The organism is Rhodococcus sp. NKCM2511 (genome assembly GCF_014905595.1).
Lineage (GTDB): Bacteria > Actinomycetota > Actinomycetes > Mycobacteriales > Mycobacteriaceae > Rhodococcoides > Rhodococcoides fascians.
This window is the reverse complement of the sequence record NZ_BNHJ02000001.1, coordinates 99,002-119,100: the sequence shown is the minus strand read 5'-3', so window position 1 is coordinate 119,100 and position 20,099 is coordinate 99,002. Positions and strand designations below refer to the sequence as shown.

The window sequence follows — 20,099 nt, the reverse complement described above, 5'->3', positions numbered from 1 at the left end:
GACCTTTTCAGCGCTGTGTGCGGACGGGTCATCGGGCATTCTCTACGTTCCGAATTTCTGCAAAATTGCCGAGACAATTGGTGAAGACATCCGACTCGCTTGCACGTGATTCTCGGGGAGGGTCCGAGTCGGAAAATGTATTGCTGGCCCAGTTGTTTTTCGGCCCCATCGAAGCTCGCGTTCTCCGTGGCGGAGAAGTCTCTGACCGCAACCATTGTCGACTGTCCGAAGGCGGCGTGCTTCTGACAATTGGGTTACTGCCCGCTCGTGTTCGAACCCATCGAACTCGGTGGCCGAATAACATTGGCCCGAGCCGCTCGAACACCGAGCGACGCAGATCGGAGGGCCGATGTTCGATGCTGCCGACGATGTGATGTCGCTTCGGCAATTTCTGGAGCGATCGCCGGACTTCGTCGCACTCGCCGACCTGACGGGCACAGTTCTCCACATCAACCCAGCAGGCTTGGAACTCATCGGCGTGTCCGACTGGGCCGAGGCATCGACACTGCCGGCTTTGGATTTTCTCACTGCGGACGGCCGTGAGCGCGCCGAGGAGATCGGTACGGCGCTGCGTTCCGAGGGAAGGTGGGACGGCTACTGCGAACTACGCCATCACGGGACCGGTGCAGGTATTCCGGTCGTGGTCTCGGCATACGTCGTTCACACCCCGGACGGCCGACCTGACGTCGTCGTCTCGATCATCCGGCATCGGCACACCGTCGAACAACGTAGTGCCCGGATGGCGGCCGATGCCGTAACCGCCAGCCGACACGCACAGGAGCAAAAAGCCCTGGCCGACCTCAGTCGGTTCGCAGTCGTCGCCGAGCTGTCGGAGCTGTTGACTGCAGCCACCGACACTGCCGCCACGTTGATGGGTGTGGGAAATTCCGCCATCGCGCACCTCGAGAATTCCACCGATCCTTACTTGACCATGGATGCCGCGAGCGGTTCGCTCGGTATTCGTCGGGACGTTCCTTCCGGCGACGGCTCCATGACCGGGTACGCACTCGCTCACGAACAGCCAGTGATTTGCAGCAACCGCGGCGACGAAAGCCGGTTTCGTACAGACACGATGGCGGAGCTCGGACTGCGCAGCGGTGTGGCAGTACCGATCATGACTGCGGTTGGAGACGCCTGGGGAGTCCTCTCGATCCACAGTGTGGAAGCACGGCTGTATCGCGAACAGGAAGTCTCGTTCCTCAGCTCCGTCGCGGGTATCGTCTCCGCGGCACTTCGGCGAATGGAACTGGAAAGCCAACTCCGACGGCGCAGCACCCACGACGCACTCACCGGGTTGCCCAATCGCACTTTCGCCTACGACGTCCTCGACACCGCTCTGGCTCGGGCACGCTTTCAGTCCGATACTTTGGCCCTCCTTCTGCTGGATATCGACGACTTCAAAATCATCAACGACAGCCTGGGCCACGACGCCGGAGACAGGGCGCTGGTGAAATTCGTGGAGCGACTGGTGTCCGCAACGAGCGCGACCGACACCATTGCTCGTCTCGGCGGGGACGAATTCCTGATCATCTGCGAAGGGGTGCGCACTGTGGAACGAGCGGAGGAGATCGCGCGACACATCGCCCGCACCATCGCGAAACCATTCGCTGCCGAGGACGTCCCCATCCCCCTCAGTGCCAGCATCGGTGTCGCTGTCTCCGACTCGAATTCGACAAGGCATGAGCTGATTCACCGGGCAGATCTGGCAATGTACCGCGCCAAGGACAGCGGAACCGGTGGCCATGCAGTTTTCGACCCGGGAGACCTGTACGACGCCGACCGGATCAGATCGCTGTCGGTCGACCTGCGCGCGGCATTGAGCTCGAACGAACTCACCATGGCATACCAACCTCTGGTGGACATCTCGACGCGTGAGGTCGTTGCAGTCGAGGCGCTCGCCCGCTGGAATCATCACGATCTAGGGCCTGTCGAGCCGACCGAATTCGTCGCAGTCGCCGAGAGAACAGGTCTCGCAACACCATTGGGCGCGTGGGCGCTCCGCGTCGCGTGCAGCGACGCAGTGCGGTGGCGCGCATTCTCCGACGTCGTGGTGCGCGTCAACGTCAGTGCGCTTCAACTGCGCGACCACGAGTTTCCGACGCAGGTCGCCACTGTTCTGGCTGACACCGGCCTACCACCGAACGCATTGGGTCTGGAAGTGACCGAAACAGTGTGGGTCGCAGACACCGAACGAGTGGCGAATACCGTTGCTGCGCTGCACGCAATGGGTGTGTCCTTGCTCCTCGACGATATGGGCAAAGGGCACAGTTCCATGTCGTATCTGGACCGGTACCCGATGTTCGAGAGCTTCAAGATCGACAAGTCATACGTGGCCCGGTTGCCCGCCGTCCGCGCCAGGGCAATAATCTCGGCGATCGTTGCACTCGCCCGCGCGTTCGACGTCACAGTCGTCGGCGAAGGCGTCGAAACCGAAGAACAACTCGAAGCACTCGCCGCAACAGGATGCGACGTAGCTCAGGGATTCCTGCTCGGACGTCCGATGAGCGCCGCAGCAATCACCGATCTGCTGCTGTCTTCTCAGTGAACGACTACCGACTCCACCGCGGTGGTGGGCTGACCGTCTGATCCCTCGTTATGCGTCGGGCGCGCCGATCCGTGAGTACGAGAAGTAGACCGGGGATACCGGCGACGGTCCATGGCGCTACCGCCCCGACAGTCGGAACCACCTGGAGCACTCCCAGTCCGCAGAAGTCCGATGAGTGTCCGCACACGATCGCGTCGTAGGGCGTGGCCAAAAAGGAGATGGTCAGCGCCGTGGTGAGGAACGCCAGGACCCCGGTCGAGATGGCCGCCGCGAGCGCCTTCGGGGACGTACACAATCCGGTCCAACCCCACGCGAGAAGCGCGACGCAACATGTCAGGCCGATCAGAGCGACAGCAGCGCCGACCTCACCGCCGTGACCGTCGACCCGTACGCCGGTCACAAAACCGAGCTGAACGGCTACGCCGGCCAATACGCCCGTGCCGATCAAGGGAAGTAATCCACGCAGAACACGCAACGGGCGTCTGCGGCGTGATGCGGAGAAGGAGATTCGCTCTCTTTCCACTTTCAATGTATAGCTCACCCGGGGTCTTGCGGCAAGACCCCGTCGAGGGTTCAGAATGGCTCGCTGCACACCCGCACCATCGGATCGGAGTCCCGTGAAATCAGTGCCGCCCCATGTCTTCGACCTCCCCGACAGGCTCGCACCTAAGCGCCAACCCACGCTCATCGGTCATGACCGACAGCACTTTTCGGCGATCACCGCCAGCATCGAGAAGTCACGTTCCGACACGATCGCTCGATTGAACGCCATCCAGAAGTCATCCGGGCGGATGGGACAGGAGGTGATGGAACGTGATTTCGAGATTCACCGACTGAACGGGCGGCTGCGCCAATTGAATCGTTACGGTGCCGATCTGTGTTTGGGGAGGTTCGTCCCCATCGACTCGGACCAACCGGTGTACGTAGGGCGTACCGGCTTGCTCGGCAATGCGGGCGAACAATTGCTCGTCGACTGGCGCTCCCCCGCTGCCGAGCCGTTCTTCGGTGCAACCCATGCCAACCCGATGGGACTGAAGAGCCGTCGCCGCTATCGGTGGACGAACGGCAGCATCACCGACTACTGGGACGAGGTCTTCGATCCCACGTCTCTGGACGACAATGCCGCGCTGGACGATCAGTCCGCGTTCATCGCCAGTCTGGGTGCCGAGCGCTCACCTCGGATGCGTGACGTACTGGGCACGATCCAGGCGGATCAGGACGCGATCATTCGAGCCCACGCGCACGGGGCACTGGCGATCGACGGTGGCCCGGGAACCGGGAAGACTGTTGTTGCCCTTCACCGCACCGCGTACCTGCTGTACGCAGACTCACGAATAGGGCACAACCGCGGCGGAGTACTGTTCATCGGTCCGCATCAGCCCTACCTCGCGTACGTCTCGGGCGTACTCCCCAGTCTCGGCGAGGAGGGAGTACGGACATGCACCCTGCGAGACCTCGTCGCGGAAGGGACGCATGCGCTCGACGACACCGATCCTGTTGCGGCGCGGCTCAAGGAAGACCTCGACGTCGACGCGGTCATCGAGGCGGCTGTTGCCTTCTACGAACAACCACCGACCCACGACGTCACAGTCGAAACAGACTGGGGAACATTTGTATTGACGCCGAACGACTGGGTGGAGGCATTCGGTGCGCCAGATCCCGGTACGCCGCACAACGAGGCTCGCGAGCTGATCTGGGACCTACTGACGACCATCGTGACCGATCGCTGTGCCGCACAGGGATCCCGCGGAGAATTTCGGCAGTCGCTGCAGCTGAACGAGGATCTGCGTGACGTCCTGGAACGCTCGTGGACGATCGTCGATGCCGCAGACCTCGTGGCGGACCTGTGGACCGTTCCGGCATACCTGCGCACATGCGCACCCTGGCTCGACGCGGACGACATTCGAGCACTTCGACGCGCTGATGCGACACGCTGGACTGTGGCCGACCTACCTCTGCTCGACGCGGCACGGGCGCGACTCGGCGATCCGAAATATGCTCTACGACAACGACGTCGATCGCTATCTGCTGCGATCGAACGCTCGCGAATGGACAGTGTCGTCGACGAGTTGATCGCGGTCGACGACGACGAAATGATGGCCGCGCAATTCCGTCAGGAGATAATTCGGGATGCACTCGTCGATTCGTCCGGCTTCGAGGACCATCCGACGGATCCGCTGGCGGGTCCGTTCGCGCACATCGTGATCGACGAGGCTCAGGAGTTGACCGATGCGCAGTGGCAGATGGTGATTCGGCGATGTCCTGCTGGGAGTTTCACCATCGTCGGAGACCGGGCGCAGTCTCGTCGGGGCTTCACCGAGACGTGGCCGGATCGGCTCGAACGAGTAGGTATCGACGAGGTGACCGTCGCCGCTCTCGGCGTGAATTACCGGACGCCGCAGGAAATTATGGACGTGGCCGAGCCGGTGATCCGGGCGGCGCTGCCCGACGCGAACGTTCCCACGTCGATACGCAGAACCGGCGTGCCGGTCGAATACGGTGACGTCGCATCACTTTCGACGGTTCTCGCCGATTGGCTCGGTTCGACGACCGGCGGAACCGCATGCATGATCGGTGATCCTACTTTTCGGCAGTCCGATCGAATCAGCTCGCTGACACCACAGCTCGCCAAAGGTCTGGAATTCGATCTGGTCGTTCTGATCGACCCGGATTCTTTCGGCTCCGGCATCGCAGGTGCTGTCGACACGTATGTGGCCATGACGCGAGCCACCGGTCTACTCGTCATCTTGACCTCGTCGCAGCGCGAGCGAATCGAGTAGATCCAGCACGGCGTGGATCGCCGGACTCGCATCGGCGCTGCGCCTCCACGCGGCATGCACTTCTCGCTTGGGGGCGCGCGCCAGCGGGACCGCCACGAGCGCCGGGCCCAGGGGCGGTCTCGCAAGACGGGGAATCAGTGCCAACACATCGTCTGCCTCCACGAGGGAAAGCTGAGTGGAGAAGTCGTCGACGAGGTGCCGAACGTCGATCTCGCGCGACGTGTCCGCGAACAATCGACGAAACCACTGGTGGCACACCGTGCCCGCCGGGCTCGTCACCCACGGGTACGTCGCGAGGCCCGCCGGTGTCAGTGGAGACTTCCCTGCGGCGAGGGGGTGGGTTCGATTCATGACGACATCGCCGTGGTCGGTGTGAATGGATCGCCGAACGATCGAGCGCGGAGCCACTGCGGGAACTCCGTCGGCGTCGTGCACCAGCGCCAGGTCAGCTGCTCCTGAATGCACACTGTGCAGCGCCCGATCCGGGTCCTCCTCCCCGATCTGCACGGTGAGGTCGGGATAGCGAGCGCTCAGGGTCGCGAGTGCAGGTGCAAGCAGACCGCGGATCGCAGTGGAGAATCCGACCACTCGTACCACCCCGCGCGCGGCACCCTCGTCTGCCGATCTCGCCGACTCCAGACACCGCTCGAGAGCGTGAAACACCTCGTCCGCGGAGTCGACCACTGCCCGTCCGGCCGGCGTGAGCACAACACCTCTACCCGCCTGCGCAAGTACCGGCGTTCCGACCTGGCGCTCGAGCCGTTTGATCTGCTGCGAGACGGCCGACGAGGTGTAGCCGAGCTCGTCGGCCGCTTTCGTCAGCGTGCCCAGGGCGGCAACTGCACGCAGCGCGTGGAGTGCATTGACATCGATCATGAAGCAACGGTACGCAATACTGCCGAAATTACATCGCTGGACCGAGACGATCGTGTGGGCTCACACTGGGACGATGAACATGTCCACTCCTTCGGCCACATCGACGTTCGGCACCAACGTGGTTGCCCTGTGCACACCGATGAACGCCGATGGGCAGGTGAGCCGCACCGGCACGGACGCCTTGCTGACCCACTTGCTCGCGACCGGGTGCGACGGCGTCGTCGTCGCCGGCACCACCGGGGAGGCGCCGACTCTCACGCCGCGTGAGCAGACCGATCTGATCACGGCGACGCGCGAATTCTCGGGCCACGCCCTGCGCGTGATCGCGGGTGTCGGTACCAACGACACCTCCGCCGGGATCGAGTCGGCGCGACGTGCCGCCGATGCAGGGGCCGACGCATTGCTCGTCACCGCCCCCTACTATTCGCGCCCCACGCAGGCCGGCATCGCCGATCACATCGTCGCCATCGCCGATGCCGGAGCGCTCCCGGTCATGGTGTACGACGTGCCGGCTCGGACCGGCGTGCCGATCGAGGCGTCGACGCTGGTCGAACTCTCGCGGCACACCTCGATCACGGCGGTCAAGGACGCGAAAGGCGACCTGTACGAGGCGATGAACGTCATGGCTGAAACCGGCCTGGCCTATTACTGCGGTATCGACGAACTCACACTGCCCTATCTGTGTTGCGGTGCAACGGGTTCGGTGAGTGTGGTCGGCAACGTCGTCGCCGACCGCTACGCCGATCTCGCCGACGCTGTCCGCTCCGGCGATCTGACCAGAGCGAACGCAATACAACGATCGCTACTTCCTCTCGTCGATGCCGTCATGCGCACCACGCAGGGAGCGATCATGGTGAAGGCAGCCTTGGTCGCCATCGGGGTGCTGGCGGAAGCCACGGTGCGACGTCCGTTGCTCGAATCGTCCGCCGCAGATCTGCAGCGTCTGACCCATGCGTTGGCGCTGACAGGAATCGATCAGGAATCGAGAAGCATGCGCGTTCCGATACGACTAGCGTGATCGCACACATACCTCGGTGCAATCGACCTTCTCGGTTTCGGTTGCCGTGACGATCAGGAGACACCGCGAGCATGGCGACGACCAAGGTCACGCAGAAATCGGCAGCGCACGCCGCCGACAGTCACGATCTGATTCGAGTACAGGGCGCGCGGCAGAACAATCTCGCCGACATCAGCGTCGAACTTCCCAAGCGACGCCTCACGGTGTTCACCGGTGTCTCCGGGTCCGGAAAGAGCTCCCTCGTCTTCAGCACCATCGCGGCCGAATCCCAGCGCATGATCAACGAGACCTACAGCGCCTTCGTTCAGGGCTTCATGCCGACTCTCGCGCGGCCCGACGTCGATGTGATGGACGGGCTCACCACGGCCATCATCGTGGATCAACAGCGAATGGGTGCCAATCCCCACTCCACCGTCGGAACCGCCACCGACGCCTATGCCATGCTTCGCATTCTTTTCAGCAGAGTGGGGAAGCCGTATATCGGCTCTGCACAGGCTTTTTCGTTCAACGTGGCATCGGTCTCCGGTGCAGGTGCTTACAAGGTGGACAAGGGAGGTCGTCAGACCACCGAAAAGAAGTCCTTCTCCGTCACCGGTGGAATGTGTCCGCGCTGTGAGGGACGCGGCTCGGTCAGCGACTTCGACCTCAAAGCCCTGTACGACGCCGACAAATCGCTCAACGAGAGCGCCATCACCATTCCCGGCTACAGCATGGAAGGCTGGTACGGCAGGATCTTTCGCGGCTGCGGTTACTTCGACCCCGACAAACCCATTGCGAAATACACGAAGAGAGAGCTCGACGATCTGCTGTATCGAGAGCCCACGAAGATCAAGGTCGAGGGCATCAATCTGACCTATTCCGGCCTGATCCCTCAGATCCAGAAGTCGTTCCTCTCGAAGGACGTCGACGCGATGCAGCCGCATGTCCGGGCGTTCGTGGAGCGTGCGATCACGTTCACCACGTGTCCCGAATGCGACGGAACGCGGCTCAACGAGGGTGCACGATCGTCGAAGATCAAGGGCATCAACATCGCCGACGCCTGCTCGATGCAGATCAGCGATCTGGCCACGTGGGTCGCAGGCCTGAAGGAACCGTCGGTGGCACCGCTGCTGACGACGCTGAGCGAGACCCTGGACTCGTTCGTGGAGATCGGCCTCGGCTACCTGAGCCTGAATCGGCCGTCGGGCACACTGTCAGGCGGAGAAGCGCAGCGCACGAAGATGATTCGACATCTCGGCTCGTCGTTGACCGACGTCACCTACGTGTTCGACGAGCCGACGACGGGTCTCCACCCCCACGACATCGAACGGATGAACAACCTTCTTCTGCAGTTGCGAGACAAGGGAAACACCGTTCTCGTCGTGGAGCACAAGCCGGAAACGATCGCCATCGCCGACCATGTCGTCGACCTGGGGCCCGGTGCCGGCAGCGCGGGCGGACATGTCTGCTTCGAAGGCACCGTCGACCAACTGAGACAGAGCGATACGGTCACCGGCCGCCATTTCGACGACCGAGCGAGTCTCAAGGATTCGGTTCGCGAGTTCTCGGAGGTGCTCGAGATTCGAGGGGCGGATTCGCACAATCTGCGAGACGTGGACGTCGACGTTCCACTCGGGGTGCTGGTCGTTGTCACCGGAGTGGCGGGCTCCGGTAAGAGCTCGCTGATTCACGGGTCACTCTCGGGCACCGACGATGTGGTCTCGGTCGATCAAGGTGCCATCCGCGGATCGAGGCGGAGCAACCCCGCGACCTACACGGGTCTGCTCGAACCCATCCGCAAAGCCTTCGCGAAGGAGAATGCGGTCAAACCCGCTCTGTTCAGCTCCAATTCGGAAGGTGCCTGCCCGACGTGCAATGGGGCGGGAGTCATCTACAGCGACCTCGCCATGATGGCCGGCGTCGCCACGACGTGTGAGGTGTGCGAGGGCAAACGGTTTCAAGCTTCGGTACTCGAGTACCATCTCGGCGGCCGAAACATCGACGAGGTACTGTCCATGTCGGTGGCCGAGGCCGAGGATTTCTTCTCCGACGGACCAGCGAAACTGCTTGCGGCACACAAGATTCTGCAACGGCTCAACGACGTCGGACTCGGCTACCTGAAGATCGGCCAGCCGCTGACGACTCTGTCGGGCGGCGAACGGCAACGACTCAAGCTCGCGACACACATGGCCGAGAAGGGTGGGGTGTATGTACTCGACGAGCCGACCACCGGGCTACACCTCGCCGATGTGGACAGACTGCTCGGGTTGCTCGACCGCCTGGTCGATTCGGGTAAGTCGGTGATCGTCATCGAGCACCATCAGGCCGTCATGGCCCACGCCGACTGGATCATCGACCTCGGCCCTGGGGCCGGGCACGACGGCGGCCTCGTGGTCTTCGAGGGCACCCCCGCAGATCTGGTGGCGGACGGATCCACACTGACCGCGAAGCACCTGGCCGCGTACGTCGGATAGCTGACCAGAACCGAGCACTCGATGGAGACGACGTGACGACCCTGCCCGACCGCCCTGCAACTGCGCTGCTGATCGTCGACGTCCAGAACGACGTCATGGCGGCCGCCCACGATCGCACTCGCGTCGTCGACAACATGGTGCAACTGGTCTCGCGAGCGCGAAAGACCGACACACCGGTGATCTGGGTGCAACATTCCTCTGACCGCGAGCTCGTGTCCGGCAGCCCGGGCTGGCAACTCGTGGAGGAACTTCCGATCGACGCCGGAGACGCCTTGGTGCACAAGAAGCATGGAGACGCCTTCGAGGGCACGTCCTTGGAGGAGGTGCTCGCCGATGCCGAAGTGGGGCATGTGGTGGTTGCCGGCGCGCAAACGGACTTCTGTGTGCGATCGACTCTGCACGGAGCTCTGATTCGTGGGTACGACGTGACTCTGGTCAGCGATGCCCACACGACGGAGAACCTGCCGGACCCCGCCCTGCCCACACCGCAGCAGGTCATCGCGCACACGAACATGTACTGGGACAACCAGACCGCACCCGGCCGAACCGCATCGGCCGTCGCCACAGAGGACGTCACGTTCGTCGGCCGCTAGCCTGACGCTCCTATTGTTGCTCTGTTCGACTCGTGCTGATCGGCAACCCGGTCACGCACGCACACCATCTCGTTCCGGGACGAACGTAGACTGCCGCCCATGGCACTCGATCACGGCGATCCCGGCGACGCCCCGTCCGTTCCCCCTCCCCTGTCTCCGGTGGTCGCGGACCGTCGTCCGTCGGCGGCCGAGGAGGCGCGCACGATCGCTGCGTCCACCAATATCGCGACGCTGGCCAGCCTGACCGCCGACGGCGATCCATGGGCGTCGTTCGTGACATACGGCTTGCTCGACGGCGCACCCGTGCTGTGCGTGTCGCGGATGGCGGAGCATGGTCGAAATCTCGACGGTGATCCACGAGCGAGTCTGTCGATCGTTGCACCCCAGTCACAGACGGACCCGCTGGCCTCGGGCCGCATCACGCTGGCCGGGGTGGTCGAGCGACCGGCAGGAGCCGAGCTCACTGCCGCACGACAAGCGCATCTCGACGCGGTGCCGGCCGCCAAGTACTACGTGGATTACAGCGACTTCACGCTCTGGGTCATGCGAGTGCATCGGGTTCGATGGGTCGGCGGGTACGGCCGAATGGATTCGGCGACGGCCGACGCGTACTCCACGGCGTCCCCGGATCCCGTGTCCCCGTCCTCGGCCTACGCCGTCGAGCACCTCAACGCGGACCATGCGACGTCACTGTTGGCCATGGCCCGAAAGCTGGGTGGCTACCCGGACGCGACCTCGGCGACGTGTACGGCCGCAGATCGATACGGCCTCGATCTGAACGTCCACACACCGCGCGGTGTGGCCTACACCAGAGTCGGTTACTCCGAGCCCATCGATTCCGCGGACGAGCTGCGCGCTGCAACGGTCGAACTGGCCAAGAGGTCGGCTACCGCCCCGTAGTTCCCCAGCGACAGCGAGAGCTGCACGTCGACCGGTAGCTGGGCCCTTGGCGAGACGCTCCGCCCCGGGGCGACTACCGTTGTGGCTACATCGCAACGTCTAGGGAGCAGGTAATGAGCATCCAACCGGTCGAATCGAAGCGTCACCGTGTCGTCGTCATCGGTTCCGGGTTCGGAGGTCTGTTCGGCGTCAAGGCGCTCAAGAAGGCCGACGTCGACATCACCCTCGTCGCAAAGACGACCCACCACCTATTCCAGCCGCTGCTCTACCAGGTGGCCACAGGCATTCTGTCCGTCGGTGAGATCGCTCCCACTACCCGCGTCATCCTGCGCAAGCAGAAGAACGCCGAGGTGTTGCTGGGCGACGTGCTGAACATCGACCTCGAGGCCAAGACGGTCACGTCCAAGTTGCTCGAGCGCGTCACCGTCACCCCGTTCGACAGCCTGATCGTGGCCGCCGGTGCCCAGCAGTCGTACTTCGGTAACGACCATTTCGCCGAGTTCGCGCCCGGCATGAAGACAATCGACGATGCACTCGAACTGCGCGGACGCATCCTTGGAGCCTTCGAGCAGGCGGAACTCTCCGACGACCAAGAGGAGAAGGACCGCCTGATGACGTTCGTCGTCGTCGGAGCAGGTCCGACGGGTGTCGAACTCGCAGGGCAGATCGCAGAACTCGCCGACCGCACCCTCGACGGAGCGTTCCGCAACATCGATCCCCGCGACGCGCGCGTCATCCTGCTCGACGCCGCACCGGCCGTCCTTCCCCCGATGGGCGAGAAGCTCGGCCGCAAGGCAGCCGAACGGCTCGAGAAGCTCGGTGTCGAGATCCAACTCAACGCGATGGTCACCGACGTCGACAACGACGGCCTGACCGTCAAGGAAAAAGACGGAACGACGCGTCGTATCGAGGCTCAGTGCAAGGTCTGGTCCGCGGGTGTGCAGGGCAGCCCGCTCGGCAAGCAGCTGGCCGACCAGTCGGGTTCGGAGACGGACCGCGCCGGCCGAGTTCTGGTGGAACCGGATCTGACTGTCAAGGGTCATCCGAACGTCTTCGTCATCGGCGACTTGATGTCGGTCAAGGACGTTCCCGGCATGGCGCAGGGTGCGATCCAGGGTGCCACCTACGCCGCCAAGCTGATCAAGGCATCGGTCAAGGGGCAGGACGACCCCACCCAGCGAGCACCCTTCAAGTACTTCGACAAGGGCTCCATGGCCACGGTGTCGCGTTTCAATGCGGTGGCGAAGGTCGGCAAGCTGGAGTTCGGTGGCTTCATCGCATGGCTCATGTGGCTCGCCCTCCACCTGTACTACCTGGTGGGGTACCGCAGCCGTATCACCACGGTCATTTCCTGGTTCGTCACGTTCCTCGGTAGAGGCCGTGCTCAGATGGCATCGACGGAGCAGCAGGTGTTCGCGCGGCTTGCCATCGAACAACTGAACTCTCTCGAGAAAGCGGGCGACGTGAACAAGCGGACGGCCGAGGTCGAAGAGGAACGCGAAAAAGCAGCGGGTTGATTCACGCAGCACCCGCAAGGTAAGCGAAGCAGAAAGGGCTCCGTCCGACGCACATCGTCGGACGGAGCCCTTTCTTTCTGCCCTGCCCGATCTATCGGGTCGACTGAAGGCGATGACCGACGGAGGTACTCAGCGAGCCACCCCCAGCCAAGGCCAAGCGCACGGTGCCGCCCGCCAGATCGACCTCGGAATCCCGGCTGTCCGGATAGCGAAGCGTGCTGGACATCGACATCGGTGCCGACAACCCGTCGTGCGCCACCGTCCCCTCCCCCAGTTCCACCCGGTGGCGCAACAGCGGCGTACCTCCCACATCGCAGTGCATCGAACTCGCCCACTGTCCCGCCACCTCGTCGAGCCTGCCGATCTGTACGCGCTCACGCAGCCACAGATCGGAGTCTTGTTCCAATTCGATGACATTGAGCACCGTGTGAGAGGCATCGGACACGACAACCATCGGCTCGGGGTCGAAGACGAGTGACGCCCCCGCCCCCAGCTCGACGTGCCAGTGCGCCGACGAATGACGTTGTGCTGCACCGGGCATCGCCAAGGACGCCGCCACACTGCGCACATCCAGACGAGCGCCGGCAGCCACCGAGATCCTGACGCTGATGGTGTCTCCGCCGAGAGGCGTGGCCGCGGTGCCGATCAAGTGGACGGTGTCGGGCCCCGTCTGCCTACCTGCGAGTCCGCCGACCGATGTGATGCGGGGACTGCGTCGACGACTCGCGTCGATGCGGAGCTCGGTGTGCATCGTTCAGTGCGCGTGGTCGTGTGCGTCGGCGTCGGCGATGACCTTCAATTGCTCACGCACCCAGCCGAGCACCGTCGTTGCTGCGGGATCGTCCGTGAGAGAGATCAGGGCCGTGGGACGACCCTCGCGCACCTGCGCGGCGTCGCGCTCCATGACACCCAGATCCGCACCGACGTACGGCGCGAGATCGGTCTTGTTGACGACGAGCAGGTCGGAGAACGTCACGCCGGGACCACCCTTACGAGGCACCTTGTCTCCTCCCGCGACGTCGACGACAAAAATCTGGACGTCGATCAAACCGGACGAAAACGTGGCGGTGAGATTGTCGCCGCCGGACTCCACCAGAATCAGGTCGAGAGGGGGGTTGTTCTCGATCAGGTCGTCGATCGCGTCGAGATTGGCGGTGATGTCGTCGCGTATCGCGGTATGCGGACAGCCGCCTGTCTGCACGGCCGTGATGCGCTCGTCCGGCAACACTGCGTGCCGCCGCAAGAAGTCGGCATCCTCGGTGGTGTAGATGTCGTTGGTGAGCACGGCCAGAGACAGCTCGTCGCGGAGCTGGCGGCACAAGGCGGCCACCAAGGCGGTCTTGCCCGACCCGACGGGTCCGCCGATTCCCACACGCAAAGCATCGCCTGCGACCCGTGTGCGCTTGGGTCGGTCCAACCCGTGGTCGTGGGGCTCACCGTCGATCAGGTGCGGGGGCATGACATCTCCTTCGGTCGAGAAAACGGTACTGCGGTCGAGAACCGTGTCAGCGGTCGTGAATTCAGGATACGAACAATGGGCGATCGCGGACGGCGTGGGCTTCCGCGAACATGTCCAGCAGCGGATCGGACAGCTCCATCAGAACCGGAAGCGATGCGCACGCGGCGTCGGCCACTTCATCGCAGAAGTCCCCCAACCGAATGGTGCACGAGGCAACCTCGGCGGGGTCGAGCGCAAGCAGACGTTGCGCCGCGATCGCCGAGCCGGTCATGGTGATGTACACCTGCACAGCCGCGGTGTCGGCGACGGACAGCTCGGCTGCGAGTCCCACGTGCCCGGCCGCGACGGCCAGATGCGGCCGCCGGCCGATGGACTGCCAATCATGATGCGGCCATGCTGATTTGGCCAACCTGAGCAGCCCCCGACCCTGAGCTCGCGACGCAGCTCGCACTGCCGGCGACGGCGTCCGGGCATCGCACTCGGCGTCGGCCGCATCCGTATCCAACGAGCCGAGAACAACCGCACCCGCGATGGATGCCGCCGTGGCTCCCGACGTCCGAATTCGTCGACGCAGAAATGCTTCGAGGGTATCGATGTCGCGCACGAAACCTGATGCGATCGCTTCTTCGACTCCCCCGGAATGGACGTGCCCACCGGTGGGAAGTCGCGAATCTGCAAGCGAGAGAAGGGTTGTGACCTGTCGACGTGCAGCGTACGACGACGCAGTCGACGAGAGGGATCCTAGGGCCATCAGAAGAGGAAATACCGTTGCGCCATCGGCAATTCGGACGCCGGTTGTTCCTTCCATACCTCGCCGTCGATACGCACGGTGAAGGTGTCCGGATCGACTTCGATCTCCGGAAGCGAATCGTTGAGCGGCATATCGGCTTTCCTGATCCCGCGCACGTTCGCAACCGGAACGAGACGGCGATCGCACGCGAGGCGATCGGCCAGACCGTCCTCGATCGCTTGTGGCGCAACGAAATGCAGCGACGTCGCAGCGGCTGCCTTGGGTGACGCTCCGAACATCGGCCGCGGCAGCTCGGGTTGCGGCGTAGGAATGGATGCATTGGCGTCGCCCATCGCGGCCCACGCGATCATGCCGCCCTTGATGACCATGTGCGGACGCACACCGAAGAAGGCCGGATCCCACAACACCAGATCGGCGAGCTTGCCCGTTTCGATCGACCCGATCTCCGCATCGAGACCGTGGGCCACGGCCGGACAGATCGTGTACTTCGCGACGTATCGCCTGACCCGATTGTTGTCGGCACCGTTGTCCCCGGGCAGGTATCCGCGCCGCGCCTTCATGACGTGAGCTGTCTGCCAGGTTCGCAGCACCACCTCACCGATACGTCCCATGGCCTGGGCGTCGCTGCCGATCATCGAGATCGCTCCCATGTCGTGCAGCAAGTCCTCGGCCGCGATGGTCGACGGCCGAATGCGGCTCTCGGCGAACGCCAGATCCTCCGGAATGCTCGGACTGAGGTGATGGCACACCATCAACATGTCGAGATGCTCGTCCAACGTGTTCACGGTGTGCGGACGCGTCGGATTGGTCGAGCTGGGCAGCACGTGTGCTTGCGCGGCAACGGTGATGATGTCGGGAGCGTGTCCGCCGCCTGCACCTTCGGTGTGATAAGCGTGTATTCCACGGCCGTTGATCGCAGCGAGGGTGGTCTCGACGAATCCGGCCTCGTTGAGGGTGTCGGAGTGAAGAGCCGCTTGAACTCCCGCCTCGTCGCACACTCGCAGGCACGCGTCGATCGCGGCGGGAGTCGACCCCCAATCCTCGTGCAACTTGAATCCCGAAGCGCCGCCGCGCAACTGCTCCCACATCGAATCGGGATTGACCGTGTTGCCTTTGCCGAGCAGCACGATGTTCATCGGCCAGTCGTCGAGAGATTCGAGCATCCTGGACAGATGCCAGGCACCCGGGGTGACGGTGGTTGCCTTGCTCCCTTCGGCGGGCCCGGTACCACCCGCGATCACCGTGGTGATGCCGCCGCCCAGGGCTTCTTCCTTGATCTGCGGGCAGATGAGGTGCACATGGCAATCGATGCCGCCGGCCGTGACGATCTTTCCGTTGCCCGCGATGATCTCGGTCGATGGTCCGATCACGAGATCCGGATGAACGCCGGTCATGGTGTCGGGATTGCCGGCCTTTCCGAGCGCAACGATCCGACCGTCGCGAATACCGAGGTCTGCCTTGATGATTCCCCAGTAATCGACGACGACCACTCCGGTGATGACGGTATCCGGGGCACCGTCTGCCCGGGTGGCACGTGACTGGCCCATCGACTCACGGATCACTTTGCCGCCGCCGAACACCGCTTCCTCGCCGGCCTTGCCCGGACCACCACTTCTGTCCTCGGTGATCTCGATCAGAAGGTCGGTGTCGGCCAACCGAATCCGATCACCCGTCGTGGGGCCGAACAACTGGGCGTATCGACTGCGACTCATACGCGCCATCAGCTGTCCAACTTTCCTGGAGGTGTCATGCTCAAGCCGTATACCTCGCGGGTCCCACCGAGGGGCACGAGTTGCACCGTCTGCTCGATGCCCGGCTCGAAGCGCACGGCAGTGCCGGCCGGAATGTCGAGCCGACACCCGTAGGCGCGATCGCGATCGAACTGCAGGGCGGCGTTCGCTTGAGGAAGATGCACGTGACTTCCCACCTGCACCGGTCGATCGCCGCCGTTCACCACCGTCAAGGTGATCGATTCGGCGCCATCGTTGATCTCGATATCTCCTGCGACGGTGAAGATCTCACCCGGAACCAGATGGCCGTCTCCGCGCTCGGGCGAGATCGGCTCGTGCACAGTGATCAGCTTCGTTCCGTCGGGAAACGTCGCTTCCACCATCACCTCGGGAAGCAGTTCGGGCACACCACTCAGTACGTCGTCGGCCGTGAGCACTTCCCGGCCCGACGCCATCAGCTCGGCCACGGACTTTCCGTCACGAGCACCCTCGAGGAGGTGATCGGTGATGACCGCGATCGCCTCGGGGTGATTGAGTTTCAGGCCGCGAGCACGGCGCCGCCGCGCGAGTTCGGCGGCGTAGCTGACGAGCAGTCGATCCTGCTCGTGCGGAGACAACCGCATGTAGGTTCTCCGTCCGATCGGTGATGATGCTCGGCAATTCTGACACGCAGTCAGCCCAAGGGCACGGTGACCGACCGATCGAGCAGACCCCGCAGGACATTTCGGTCGACAGAAGGGGCCACGTCCTGCAGTTCGGTGACCCCGAACGCGCCCGCGTCCAGGCCGCGTACCAATACGCCCGCGAGAGCCTGCGCCGTCGCCGGCTCGTCCATCACATCTCCGCCGCGACGATCGAGGTAGTTGCCCAGCCGAGCTGCGGCGACGGGCATCGCGTGACGAAAGAACTCGAACGTGGCCAACCACCGCGTCACCAGATGACCGGGGTGCATGTCCCACCCCTGGTAGAAGCCCCGCTCGAGGGATCTGGTCACCAGATCGAAGTGGCGCCGCGCCGACGCTGCCACTTGTTCGGAGCTACCGGTCGGAACCACCTGGGTGGACCCGTCGCACACCCACACGCCTGTCTGCGCTGCCGCAACCAACATGACGTTCTTGGCATGGTCTGCCACCGGATGAGCCAGAGATTGCTGCGCCGATGTGATTCCACACGCCGCGCTGTAGTCGTAGGTGCCGTAGTGGAGCGACGTGCAGCGACCATCCGCGCGGGCTATCGCACGCGCCAACGTCGTCGTACCGTCGGCACCGATCACGGCCTGCGGGCTTTCGATCTGCAACTCGAAACGGAGTGCCCGATCGGGAAGACCGTGAGCCCGCTCGAGTTCTTCGCACAACGCGACCACGGCCGAAACCTGCTCGACCGCGCGGAGTTTGGGCACTGTGAACACGAACCCGTCGGGCACTCCCCCGGCCCCGTCCAGGACGAGTTCCAGGGTTCGAATGCCACGCCGACGCTCATGAGCGGCAAGGCCTTTCGCACGGATGCCCAGCCACGACGGGCCCGCCGTGTCACGTGCCAGCGCAGCCAACGCTGCACCTGCTCCCGCGGCGTGACGATCCTCGACGGCGTCCGAGCGCCACCCGTAGCCGTCCTCGAAATCGAACCTGAGGTCCTGGATCGGTGCTGCGGTCAGCCGGTCCCGTACCACCGGTAGAGCATCGGTGGTGCCGAGGCCGGCGAAGACCTCGGGATGCGCATCGAGCAGGCCGAGGGCTGCGGTTCCCCATGCGGTCGGGATGTTCTCGGACGCCTCGGAGGCCGGGACGTAGACAGTGTGGGAGGGCTGCCCGCCTATCCGGTCTCCCGGATAGTGCTGCGCCAGATCGACGTCGATGGGCTCGAAGAGTGCTTCGATGCGGGCGAACGCGTCGTCGGTCAGCGCACCGCCGGCGGAAGGGGGAACGACATCGTCGTGTCCGGTCATGGGCTTCACTGTCCCAGACGTGCTGTGTTTTCGATATTCGCCAGCCGCACTTTGCCCTGTGCCACCAGGCGGCCGCCCTCGTCGGAGATGTCGACCTGCCAGAGTTGCTGGGTGCGGCCTCGATGGATCGGATGTCCGTGCGCGGCAAGAGAGCCCGAGCGCGTTGCTCGCAGGAAGTCCGTGCTGTTGTTCACCCCGACGACATGACCGCGCGAACCGAACCAGGCCGATCCACCGATGCTGGCAACCGATTCCACCACGGCGCACAGAACACCACCGTGCATGATCCCGGCCGGCTGGTGCAGTTGCGGGGTGACATCCCACTCTGCGCGAACGACGTCGCCGGTCACTTCTCGGTAGGTCAGTCCGACCACACCGTCGAATCCGCGTCCGCAGAGTTCGGTCAACTGTTCCGGGGTGAGGGTCTCGAAGGGGCTCGCTTCGGTGGTGCCGTTCGAATCGGTCATTGCTCCGCTTCCGGTCGCGTACTGAGAATGTTCGCCGACTGCAGTCGACCCATGACCAGAAATACACGACACTCCGCCCGAGAAAATCGGTGGGCCTCTCGTTCGAGTCGAACGAGAGGCCCACCGTGGCAAGGACCGGGAGACACTGCAGCCCTCAGGTCTCCGGCGCGGTCCGTTGGTATGAAATTAGCATAGGCATACCTCAGTTCCGACGCAAGACCTTCATGACGCGCGTAGCCGCTGCCGGCCCGGGACTCCGACTCGCGATCGCACGGGCGCGCCGGCAGCGACCATCGCGTCGAGCAGTAACTGGCCGCGCCGCGTTCCGGCGGAGGGGCCGGTCCCGGCCAAGATCGGGACGTACGTCGACGCACCGAGGATCGCGTCACCCACCAGCGCCCAGAAAACGCGAGCATCCAGAGGAGCCCGCTCACTGATCGCGCGATAGACAGACCCGAGAGACGTCAGGCACCGATGCGCGGTCCAGACGAGAAGAGCCTGTTCGCAGGGCAACGTCACGGTTCCGGGCTCGCCCGCAGCCGGATCCTCCGGCAGCACTCGCAAGATGGGAGACGCAACACCCGCCCAATCGATTCCCCCGTCGCTGTCCATATGGATCCACAAGTTCTCGATGCCCGGATCCCAGGCACGCGCTTCGAGCACGAGCAGTGCTGCAACCCGCCCGACCACCGCATGAATCAGCGCAGTCGCCACCTGCACCGCCGCAGCGTGCGGCACTTCGAGATCCTCGAGCGAACGGCGGTACATCTGCTCGACGCGACCGTCGTCGAGACCGACCGACAGCTGCCACCAACGCCGCTTGCCCTCGTCGGCCATGGCGGCCACCGCGTACATCCTCGGATAGTCGGGATTGAGCGCGCGCAGAGTGGAACACGACTCGGCCAACAGAGCGTGCCCACCGGATCGGTCCGAGAATCGGTGCACATCGGCCCAGCCCGTGAATGCCGCAGTTGCAACTGACACCTGAACGCTCCTTCTGTTCGTGACCGGTGAACTCGCCCCACCGTCGACCAATGGATGTAGGTTAGCCTAACCAGATCCGGC

At 63.9% G+C, this 20,099-nt stretch carries 17 protein-coding genes; 7 read left to right on the top strand and 10 right to left on the bottom strand.

The genetic code is table 11. From position 1 onward, the window contains the following. Positions 1-349: 349 nt before the first annotated feature. On the top strand, positions 350-2,545 hold the full coding sequence (locus JLZ96_RS00505; protein ID WP_201009335.1) for an EAL domain-containing protein: 2,196 nt from the start codon (positions 350-352) through the stop codon (positions 2,543-2,545). Positions 2,546-2,549: 4 nt separating this feature from the next. Here JLZ96_RS00505 and JLZ96_RS00500 read toward each other — a convergent pair whose 3' ends face one another. After that, positions 2,550-3,068: a hypothetical protein gene (locus JLZ96_RS00500; RefSeq protein ID WP_201009334.1), complete on the bottom strand. Its 519-nt coding sequence runs from the start codon at positions 3,066-3,068 to the stop codon at positions 2,550-2,552. 94 nt (positions 3,069-3,162) lie between these two features. Between JLZ96_RS00500 and helR the strand changes: the two genes are divergently transcribed. Then, the gene (gene helR, locus JLZ96_RS00495) at positions 3,163-5,325 is read left to right on the top strand and encodes an RNA polymerase recycling motor ATPase HelR (RefSeq protein WP_201009333.1); all 2,163 of its coding nucleotides are present in this window, start codon (positions 3,163-3,165) and stop codon (positions 5,323-5,325) included. Here helR and JLZ96_RS00490 read toward each other — a convergent pair. Continuing rightward, positions 5,281-6,201 carry a LysR family transcriptional regulator gene (locus tag JLZ96_RS00490; RefSeq protein WP_032383822.1) on the bottom strand — a complete coding sequence of 307 codons (921 nt, stop codon included), beginning with the start codon at positions 6,199-6,201 and terminating at the stop codon, positions 5,281-5,283. The genes helR and JLZ96_RS00490 overlap by 45 nt on opposite strands. 79 nt (positions 6,202-6,280) lie before the next feature. Here JLZ96_RS00490 and dapA point away from each other — a divergent pair, with 79 nt between their 5' ends. From dapA to JLZ96_RS00465, 5 genes are all read left to right on the top strand, one after another. Then, the gene (gene dapA, locus JLZ96_RS00485) at positions 6,281-7,219 is read left to right on the top strand and encodes a 4-hydroxy-tetrahydrodipicolinate synthase (RefSeq protein WP_236253798.1); all 939 of its coding nucleotides are present in this window, start codon (positions 6,281-6,283) and stop codon (positions 7,217-7,219) included. A 71-nt stretch (positions 7,220-7,290) separates the two neighbouring features. Continuing rightward, entirely contained in the window at positions 7,291-9,672 is a 2,382-nt protein-coding gene (locus JLZ96_RS00480; protein WP_201009331.1) for an excinuclease ABC subunit UvrA, read from the top strand. A 32-nt stretch (positions 9,673-9,704) separates the two neighbouring features. Further along, positions 9,705-10,265, top strand: a complete 561-nt coding sequence (locus JLZ96_RS00475) for an isochorismatase family protein (protein ID WP_201009330.1) — start codon at positions 9,705-9,707, stop codon at positions 10,263-10,265. A gap of 99 nt (positions 10,266-10,364) precedes the next feature. Next, positions 10,365-11,165 (top strand): HugZ family protein, encoded by an 801-nt coding sequence (locus tag JLZ96_RS00470; RefSeq protein ID WP_201009329.1) that lies wholly within the window; start codon positions 10,365-10,367, stop codon positions 11,163-11,165. A 113-nt stretch (positions 11,166-11,278) separates the two neighbouring features. Continuing rightward, complete coding sequence (locus JLZ96_RS00465) at positions 11,279-12,682, top strand: NAD(P)/FAD-dependent oxidoreductase (RefSeq protein WP_032366182.1); 1,404 nt, start codon at positions 11,279-11,281, stop codon at positions 12,680-12,682. A gap of 91 nt (positions 12,683-12,773) precedes the next feature. Here the strand turns inward: JLZ96_RS00465 and JLZ96_RS00460 are convergent, their stop codons facing one another. From JLZ96_RS00460 to JLZ96_RS00425, 8 genes are all read right to left on the bottom strand, one after another. After that, positions 12,774-13,433 carry an urease accessory protein UreD gene (locus JLZ96_RS00460; protein WP_201009328.1) on the bottom strand — a complete coding sequence of 220 codons (660 nt, stop codon included), beginning with the start codon at positions 13,431-13,433 and terminating at the stop codon, positions 12,774-12,776. A gap of 3 nt (positions 13,434-13,436) precedes the next feature. Further along, positions 13,437-14,141: an urease accessory protein UreG gene (gene ureG / locus JLZ96_RS00455; protein WP_032370566.1), complete on the bottom strand. Its 705-nt coding sequence runs from the start codon at positions 14,139-14,141 to the stop codon at positions 13,437-13,439. A 61-nt stretch (positions 14,142-14,202) separates the two neighbouring features. Beyond that, positions 14,203-14,892, bottom strand: a complete 690-nt coding sequence (locus JLZ96_RS00450) for an urease accessory protein UreF (protein ID WP_052073775.1) — start codon at positions 14,890-14,892, stop codon at positions 14,203-14,205. Further along, positions 14,892-16,613, bottom strand: coding sequence for an urease subunit alpha (locus JLZ96_RS00445; RefSeq protein ID WP_027497140.1), 1,722 nt, complete (start codon positions 16,611-16,613; stop codon positions 14,892-14,894). The genes JLZ96_RS00450 and JLZ96_RS00445 overlap by 1 nt, the downstream gene beginning before the upstream one ends. Continuing rightward, entirely contained in the window at positions 16,613-17,245 is a 633-nt protein-coding gene (locus tag JLZ96_RS00440; protein ID WP_048320343.1) for an urease subunit gamma, read from the bottom strand. The genes JLZ96_RS00445 and JLZ96_RS00440 overlap by 1 nt, the downstream gene beginning before the upstream one ends. A 50-nt stretch (positions 17,246-17,295) precedes the next feature. Continuing rightward, positions 17,296-18,567 (bottom strand): DUF6986 family protein, encoded by a 1,272-nt coding sequence (locus JLZ96_RS00435; RefSeq protein WP_201009327.1) that lies wholly within the window; start codon positions 18,565-18,567, stop codon positions 17,296-17,298. A 5-nt stretch (positions 18,568-18,572) separates the two neighbouring features. Beyond that, complete coding sequence (locus JLZ96_RS00430; RefSeq protein ID WP_027497142.1) at positions 18,573-19,034, bottom strand: PaaI family thioesterase; 462 nt, start codon at positions 19,032-19,034, stop codon at positions 18,573-18,575. A gap of 222 nt (positions 19,035-19,256) precedes the next feature. Beyond that, on the bottom strand, positions 19,257-19,979 hold the full coding sequence (locus tag JLZ96_RS00425) for a hypothetical protein (RefSeq protein WP_228139410.1): 723 nt from the start codon (positions 19,977-19,979) through the stop codon (positions 19,257-19,259). Between the last annotated feature and the right edge of the window lie 120 nt (positions 19,980-20,099).